Origin of the sequence: Bifidobacterium sp. UBA6881 (assembly GCA_002451435.1) — a bacterium.
In the GTDB taxonomy this organism is placed as follows: domain Bacteria; phylum Actinomycetota; class Actinomycetes; order Actinomycetales; family Bifidobacteriaceae; genus Bifidobacterium.
This window is the reverse complement of record DKCF01000071.1, coordinates 25,977-32,135: the sequence shown is the minus strand read 5'-3', so window position 1 is coordinate 32,135 and position 6,159 is coordinate 25,977. Positions and strand designations below refer to the sequence as shown.

Annotated in this window: 6 protein-coding genes; 4 read left to right on the top strand and 2 right to left on the bottom strand. The window is 62.8% G+C overall.

Annotated elements, in window-relative coordinates:
* Window positions 1-644, bottom strand: a 644-nt coding sequence (locus tag B3C64_RS05425; RefSeq protein WP_291534263.1) for a Gfo/Idh/MocA family protein, incomplete at its 3' end; no start/stop codon positions are given.
* A gap of 298 nt (window positions 645-942) precedes the next feature.
* Here B3C64_RS05425 and B3C64_RS05420 point away from each other — a divergent pair.
* The 4 genes from B3C64_RS05420 to B3C64_RS05405 all read left to right on the top strand — a co-directional run bounded on the left by B3C64_RS05420 (window position 943) and on the right by B3C64_RS05405 (window position 5,590).
* A complete protein-coding gene (locus B3C64_RS05420; RefSeq protein WP_291534261.1) occupies window positions 943-1,392 on the top strand; it encodes a very short patch repair endonuclease in 450 nt (149 codons plus the stop codon).
* A gap of 56 nt (window positions 1,393-1,448) precedes the next feature.
* On the top strand, window positions 1,449-2,654 hold the full coding sequence (locus B3C64_RS05415; RefSeq protein WP_291534259.1) for a pyridoxal phosphate-dependent aminotransferase: 1,206 nt from the start codon (window positions 1,449-1,451) through the stop codon (window positions 2,652-2,654).
* Window positions 2,655-2,957: 303 nt separating this feature from the next.
* Entirely contained in the window at window positions 2,958-4,361 is a 1,404-nt protein-coding gene (locus B3C64_RS05410) for an MFS transporter (RefSeq protein ID WP_414632167.1), read from the top strand.
* A 257-nt stretch (window positions 4,362-4,618) separates the two neighbouring features.
* Window positions 4,619-5,590, top strand: coding sequence for a Ppx/GppA phosphatase family protein (locus B3C64_RS05405; protein ID WP_291534257.1), 972 nt, complete (start codon window positions 4,619-4,621; stop codon window positions 5,588-5,590).
* Window positions 5,591-5,805: 215 nt separating this feature from the next.
* Here the strand turns inward: B3C64_RS05405 and B3C64_RS05400 are convergent.
* Window positions 5,806-6,159 (bottom strand): DUF4391 domain-containing protein (locus tag B3C64_RS05400; RefSeq protein ID WP_291534255.1); only part of this gene is annotated, 354 nt, incomplete at its 5' end.

Genomic DNA, 6,159 nt, shown 5'->3' with positions numbered 1-6,159 from the left:
TCCACGCCGGTCTCGTATGCGCGCATCGACGACTCGACACGCGCGATCGGCGCGTTGTGCATGATCATGTCGATGAAATTGATCGGGTACACGCCGACGTCGAGCAGCGCGCCGCCGGCCAATGCCGGATCGACGATGCGCGCCTTCGCGGTGGTGGGGTAGCAGAGGTTCGCGTCGATGGCCTGCACGTCGCCGATCGCGCCCGACGCGATGATGTCGTCGATCATGGGGCGCGACGGCATGTATCGCGTCCAGATCGCCTCCGTGCACAACATGCCGGTCTCATTGGAAACGTCGATCATGGCCTGCGCCTGCGCGGTGTTGGCGCCGAACGCCTTCTCCACCAGCACGCCCTTGCCCGCGCGCATGCACAACGCGGCCTGCGACGCGTGCAGATTATGCGGCGTCGCGATATACACCAGATTCACCTTCGGATCGGCGGCAAGCTCCTCGTAGGAGCCATAGGAGACGGGAAAACCGAATTCGGCGGCGAACACGGCGGCGCGGCCGCCATCACGTGCGGCGACGGCATATGGCGCGACGAGATCGCGATACCGTTCGTCCTCCGCCATCTTCACCAAAGTATCGGCCATATGCCGTGCGATTCGCCCGGCACCGAGAATCGCGACGTTGATCTGCGCCATGAGAGCCTCCTTGATATGCGCCCGTATGTCTGCGGAATACGCTTCCGTGCATGGAACCGTCGTGGTTCCGCCACCGGCCCATCGCATCCGCGACGTTGTGATACAAGACTACCCGTTCGACCGTCCGCCTGGCATGTCCGCGCGCATTGCATGCGGCGCGGAATTCGGATGCGGTGCCCAAGCCGCCGAACGCCCGCGCGCATGGCATATGGCGATTGGAACGGCATTGCCCATCCCTCCGTGCGGCGCCGTGAGACGCCGTGAGGGAAGATCCGCGCCGTTGCGATAATAGGGAGCCGTGGCAGCAAGGAAACCGGAAAAATACCAACGCGGCACGCGCAGCTATACCATGTCGCACATCCGCGGCAAGGACACGTCAATCGAGCGGATCGTACGAAGCTTTCTGTTCTCCAAAGGGTTGCGGTTCCGCAAAAACGACAAACGCTATCCCGGCCATCCCGACGTGGTGCTGCCCAAATACCACACCATCGTATTCATCAACGGGTGCTTCTGGCATATGCACGAGCATTGCCCGAAGGCGGCGCGCATACCGAAATCAAACGTCGAATTCTGGACCGCGAAGCTCACGCGCAACCGTGACCGCGACGCCCGGCAGCACGCCGAACTCGAAACGATGGGATGGCGCGTGATCGTCGTATGGGAATGCGAACTCGCCAAAAAGACCCGGGACGAGCGCTTGGAACGCCTATACCATCAAATCGTGGATGTGCCGGCCGCGAAGACGTGACCCTCGCATGATCGATGATTCGCGACGCCGCATGGAACGTGGTAGAAAATTGAAATATGGAAAATGCTGAGAACAGCGCGCTGCCGCAGATGTCGCATCGCGCGCAGATCGCCAATCCGTTCCGTGCCATGGTATTCGGCGCGATGGCCGATGAGATGATCGCCTCCGGTACCGATGTGGTCAAACTGAGCTTGGGTGAACCGGATTTCGGCGCGCCCCCGGCCGTCCGCGATGCCATGCGCGAACAATATGACGGACGTCCCCTGCCGTACACCGCCGCGATGGGTCTGCCGGAATTGCGCCAGGCGATTTCCGATTTCTACCGCGAGCGCCACCATGTGGACGTCGATCCCAAACGCATCGCGATCACCGCGGGCGGCTCCACGGCGCTGCTGCTGTCCGCCGCGCTGACGGTGAACGACGATGACGAGGTGCTGATCGCCGACCCCTCGTACCCGTGCAACCGCGAACTCGTGCGGGCGTTCGGCGGCAAGGTCGTGGACGTGCCGACGGACGCTTCGACGCGGTTCCATCTGACGCCGGAGCTGTGCGACGAATACTGGACGGACCGCACCAAGGCCGTGATGATCACGTCGCCGTCGAACCCGACCGGCACCACCATCGCGTTCGACACCTTGAAGGCCGTCTGCGATCTGGCCCGCAGCCGCGGCGCATGGCGCATCGTGGACGAGACGTACCTCGATCTGGCCGACCGCGAACCGGACGGCTCCGAAGTGAAATCCGTGCTGGCCTGCGATCCGGACGCCATCGTGTGCTCCAGCTTCTCCAAGTTCTTCGGCATGACCGGATGGAGGCTCGGTTGGATGGTCGTGCCGGAATACGCGCTCGAAGCCATGGACGACCTCGCCACCAACTTCTTCCTGTGCGCGCACACGCCCACCCAGCATGCGGCGCTCGCGTGCTTCACTCCCGAAACGCTCGCCGTATGCGAGGAGCGCCGTCAGGAACTGCTGGAGCGCCGCCGCATCGTGGTGGATGGTCTGGCTGAAATCGGCCTGCCGTTGGAAGTCGAGCCCAATGGCGCGTTCTACGCGTACTTCAACATCTCCGGCACCGGTCTCGACGCATGGACGTTCTGCGAACGCGCGCTGAAGGAGGCGCACGTTGCGTTGACGCCGGGCCGTGACTTCGGCAACGCCACCGCGGACACGCATGTGCGCCTGTCGTACGCGGCGTCGCGCGAGGCGCTGCGTGAGGGATTGAAGCGCTTGGGCGATTTCGTGGCCCGTCTGCGTGGCTGACATATCGCATATCGCGCCTGCGCGCTTGGCGTCATGCGGCCGACGGCATCGCGCGTGCGCGGCTGCGGTGTCGGCCGCACTGCGAGACGCGCGGTCCGAGGTCGGTCACTATGTGGCCTTCCGTCGATGATTCCGTCTGACCGGACTATGGTGTGGCCTCAGCGCAAGACGGGACGCACGACTTCCCGTCCATGCGGATTCTTGGATCCGTCTTATCGATGGCGAAGGCAACCCTACACAATGGGGTTGCCTTCGTCGTCTTATGGGACGGCGAAGAATACAACAAAAACGAGGCATTGAGAGATGACTGCACAGGCTTTGCAGAATGTGAAGCGCAATGCTGCATCACGCGCGGCCGAAATGGACGCCGCGCAGAAGAAGCAGGTAGAGGAAATCACCCGTCGTGTGGATTACGCGAAGGAAACGCGCATGTTCCACAAAATCGTCGCATTGGTCGCGGCGGGCATGCTGATGGATTCCATCGACGTGTACATCGGTTCGGCGGTGGCGTCGAGCGCCCTGTCGACGCATTGGTCGACGGTGGCGCAGAATTCGACGTTCATGTCGGCCGGATTCATGGGATTGCTGATCGGTTCGCTGCTGGCCGGATTCATCGGCGACCTGAAGGGACGCCGCGTCGCGTATCAGATCAACCTGCTGCTGTTCGGCGGTTTCACGTTCCTGGGCGCTTTCGCGCCGAATATGGCCGTGCTGTCGTTGTGTCGCCTGGGCGCCGGACTCGGCTTGGGCGCCGAGATCGTGACCGGTTTCGCGATGGTCAACGAATTCGCTCCCGTGGAACGTCGAGGACGTTGGTGCGCCATCGTGTCGTTGGTCGCCAACTGTGGCGTGCCGGTCGCCATGCTGCTGTGCGCGTGGATCATCCCACGCTGGTCGTGGCGTCCGCTGTTCATCGGCATCGGCATCATCGCCGCGGTGATCTGGTGGCTGCGCCGCGACATTCCGGAGTCTCCGCGTTGGCTCGCCGTGCATGGGCGCTACGACGAGGCCGAGGCCATCGTGCGCAAGCTTGAGGAGAACGGTTCCGAATTCGACGATGCGAACTTCAAGCCTCGCCATGATGACATGGATGCCGCCGGTTCCCGCTCGATGAACGCGCGCGAACGCCGCAACCACGCCTTGGGTGTCTGCCTGCTGGTGGCCATCGTCGCGGTCGCCGCGACGAACGTGTGCTCGTACGCGTTCACTTCCTGGGTGCCGACGATTCTGGTCAAGCGCGGCATCGATCTTTCCAGCTCGTTGTGGACGAGCACGCTGATGATGTGCGGCGCGCCTGTCGGCTGCCTGATCGGATCCGTGCTCCTCGACCATATCGGACGCAAGAAGGTCATCGTTTCGGCGTTCGGCCTGACCGCGGTGTTCGGTCTCGCCTATGCGGCGCAGACGAGTTCCATCGGCGCGATCGTGGTCGGCTTCCTGCTGACGATGAGCCTGTACGTGTTGATGGCGTCGGTCGTGGCCGTGTACGCTCCGGAGCTGTTCGCCACCAAGGTCCGCTTCCGCTGCGTCGGTTTGGCGAATGCCATCGCGAAGCTGCTGAATGTGCTGATGCCGATGATCGTCGGCTGGATGCTGGTGACGATGGGCGCCAATTCCGTGTTCGTGTCCATCTCGGTCGTCGCGGTGATCGCGATGCTGGTCACCGGCGTGTTCGGCGTGGAGACCTCCCGTCGTTCCGTCGGCTGACGTGAATCCGCGAAGGCTACGGGGAAGGGCGCATCTTCGCGGATGGTTCGTATGAAGGGCGATTCAAGGGTCACGCACCGTGAATCGCCCTTTTTCTGTATTTTGCCAGCGTTGGCAAACAACGTACTGCAATCGTTGTATTCCTTATATTGCAGTCATATGATGTTATGCAATCGTGTTTCTGTTAGAGAAAATGCAAATGTTTTCATTGGCATGTCGTGCGAAAAGTGAACATTCCGATCAGTATGCTGTGAACTATGGTCAGTTTGCATTCGCACGCCACGCGACTCGGCGTGCTTGATATTGGTTCGAATACCGTACATATGCTTATCGTCGATGCCGCTCCGGGCGCGCGCCCGGAGCCTGAGGCGAGCACGAAGAGCACCGTCCGTCTGATGCAGTACCTCAAAGAGGACGGTACCATCAAGAAGGCCGGCGTCGAAGCCGTGGTCTCCGCTGTGGAAAAGGCCATGGAGCTGGCCAAGGAGTACGAGATCACCCAGCTGCTGGTGCTTGCCACGTCGGCATTGCGCGAGGCTCCGAATGGCAGCAAGATCCTGCGTCGCATCGAAAGCACCATCGGCCAGCCGGTCACCGTGCTCTCGGGCGTTGACGAGGCCCGCCTGACGTTCCTCGCCGCGCGCCGTTGGTATGGTTGGGACGCCGGCCGTCTGCTCGTCATCGACATCGGCGGCGGTTCGCTTGAGGTCGCCATGGGGTCCGACGAGGATCCGACCGTGGCGTTGTCGGTGCCGGCCGGCGCGGGCCGCGTCACGCGCGAGTTCCTGCCGGAAAGCGGCATCGCAAGCGAAAAGGAGCTGGAGGACGCGCGCAGAAACATCCGCAAGATCCTCGAGCCGATGGTCGATGCGTTCCCGAAGTCGAAGCACCCGATGCACGCCGTCGGCACGTCGAAGACGATTCGCTCCCTTGCGCGTCTCGCCGGTGCCGTGATGCGACAGCCGGGTCGTGTGGACACTTCGGTGATGACCCGCGACCAGCTGGAGGATTGGCTCCCGCGCCTCGCGGCCATCTCCCCGGACCAGCGCGTGGCGCTGCCGGGCGTCACACCGGAACGCACCTACCAGATCGTCGGCGGCGGCTTGGTGATCGACGAGATCATGAAGGCGCTCGACGTCAAGGAAGTCGAGATCTGCCCGTGGGCGTTGCGCGAAGGCGCGATCCTGCGCTGGCTCGACCAGTTCGGCCGCACCCGCCTCGGTTTCTGACGGTTCTTTGGCGCTCTCGCCGCATGGGGGACGCGCCGAAATTCGGTTTCCGGTTTCCTGCTTTCGCATGCGATCGCGCATATGAAAGCAGGAAACCGGTTTTTATGTGTGGAACATGCGCACGCTGATTAAGTCGCGTGCGCCTGCGCGATTGCGGTACCTGTGGATTGCGGTGGCCATGCGGTTTCCATGCCACCCGGTCGCCGCAAACACGGTTACCCCAGCAATTCGTCCAGCTGCCTCTTGGCCTTGTGCAGCTTGGCGTAGATCTCATTGCGCTGCGCAGGATTCTTCGCACGCTGGTGGTCCCGCGTGAGCTTGTCGATATCGGCTCTGAGCTGCGCGGCGAGCATATGCCGCCTGACGCGTTCGTCGAGGTCGACGGGGGAGGGGTCTCCCAGCAGTACCTGGGAGCACAGCGACTCCCACAACGCGTCCACGGAATCCACGCCTTCCGCAGCGGCATCGAGCGTCGCCTCGCCCGCCGGAACCCAATCGGAGGAAAAGACGCGGAACGTCGGCGTATGGCCCGCACGCCCCGGAAGCGCACGACGCACCGCGAACGCGCA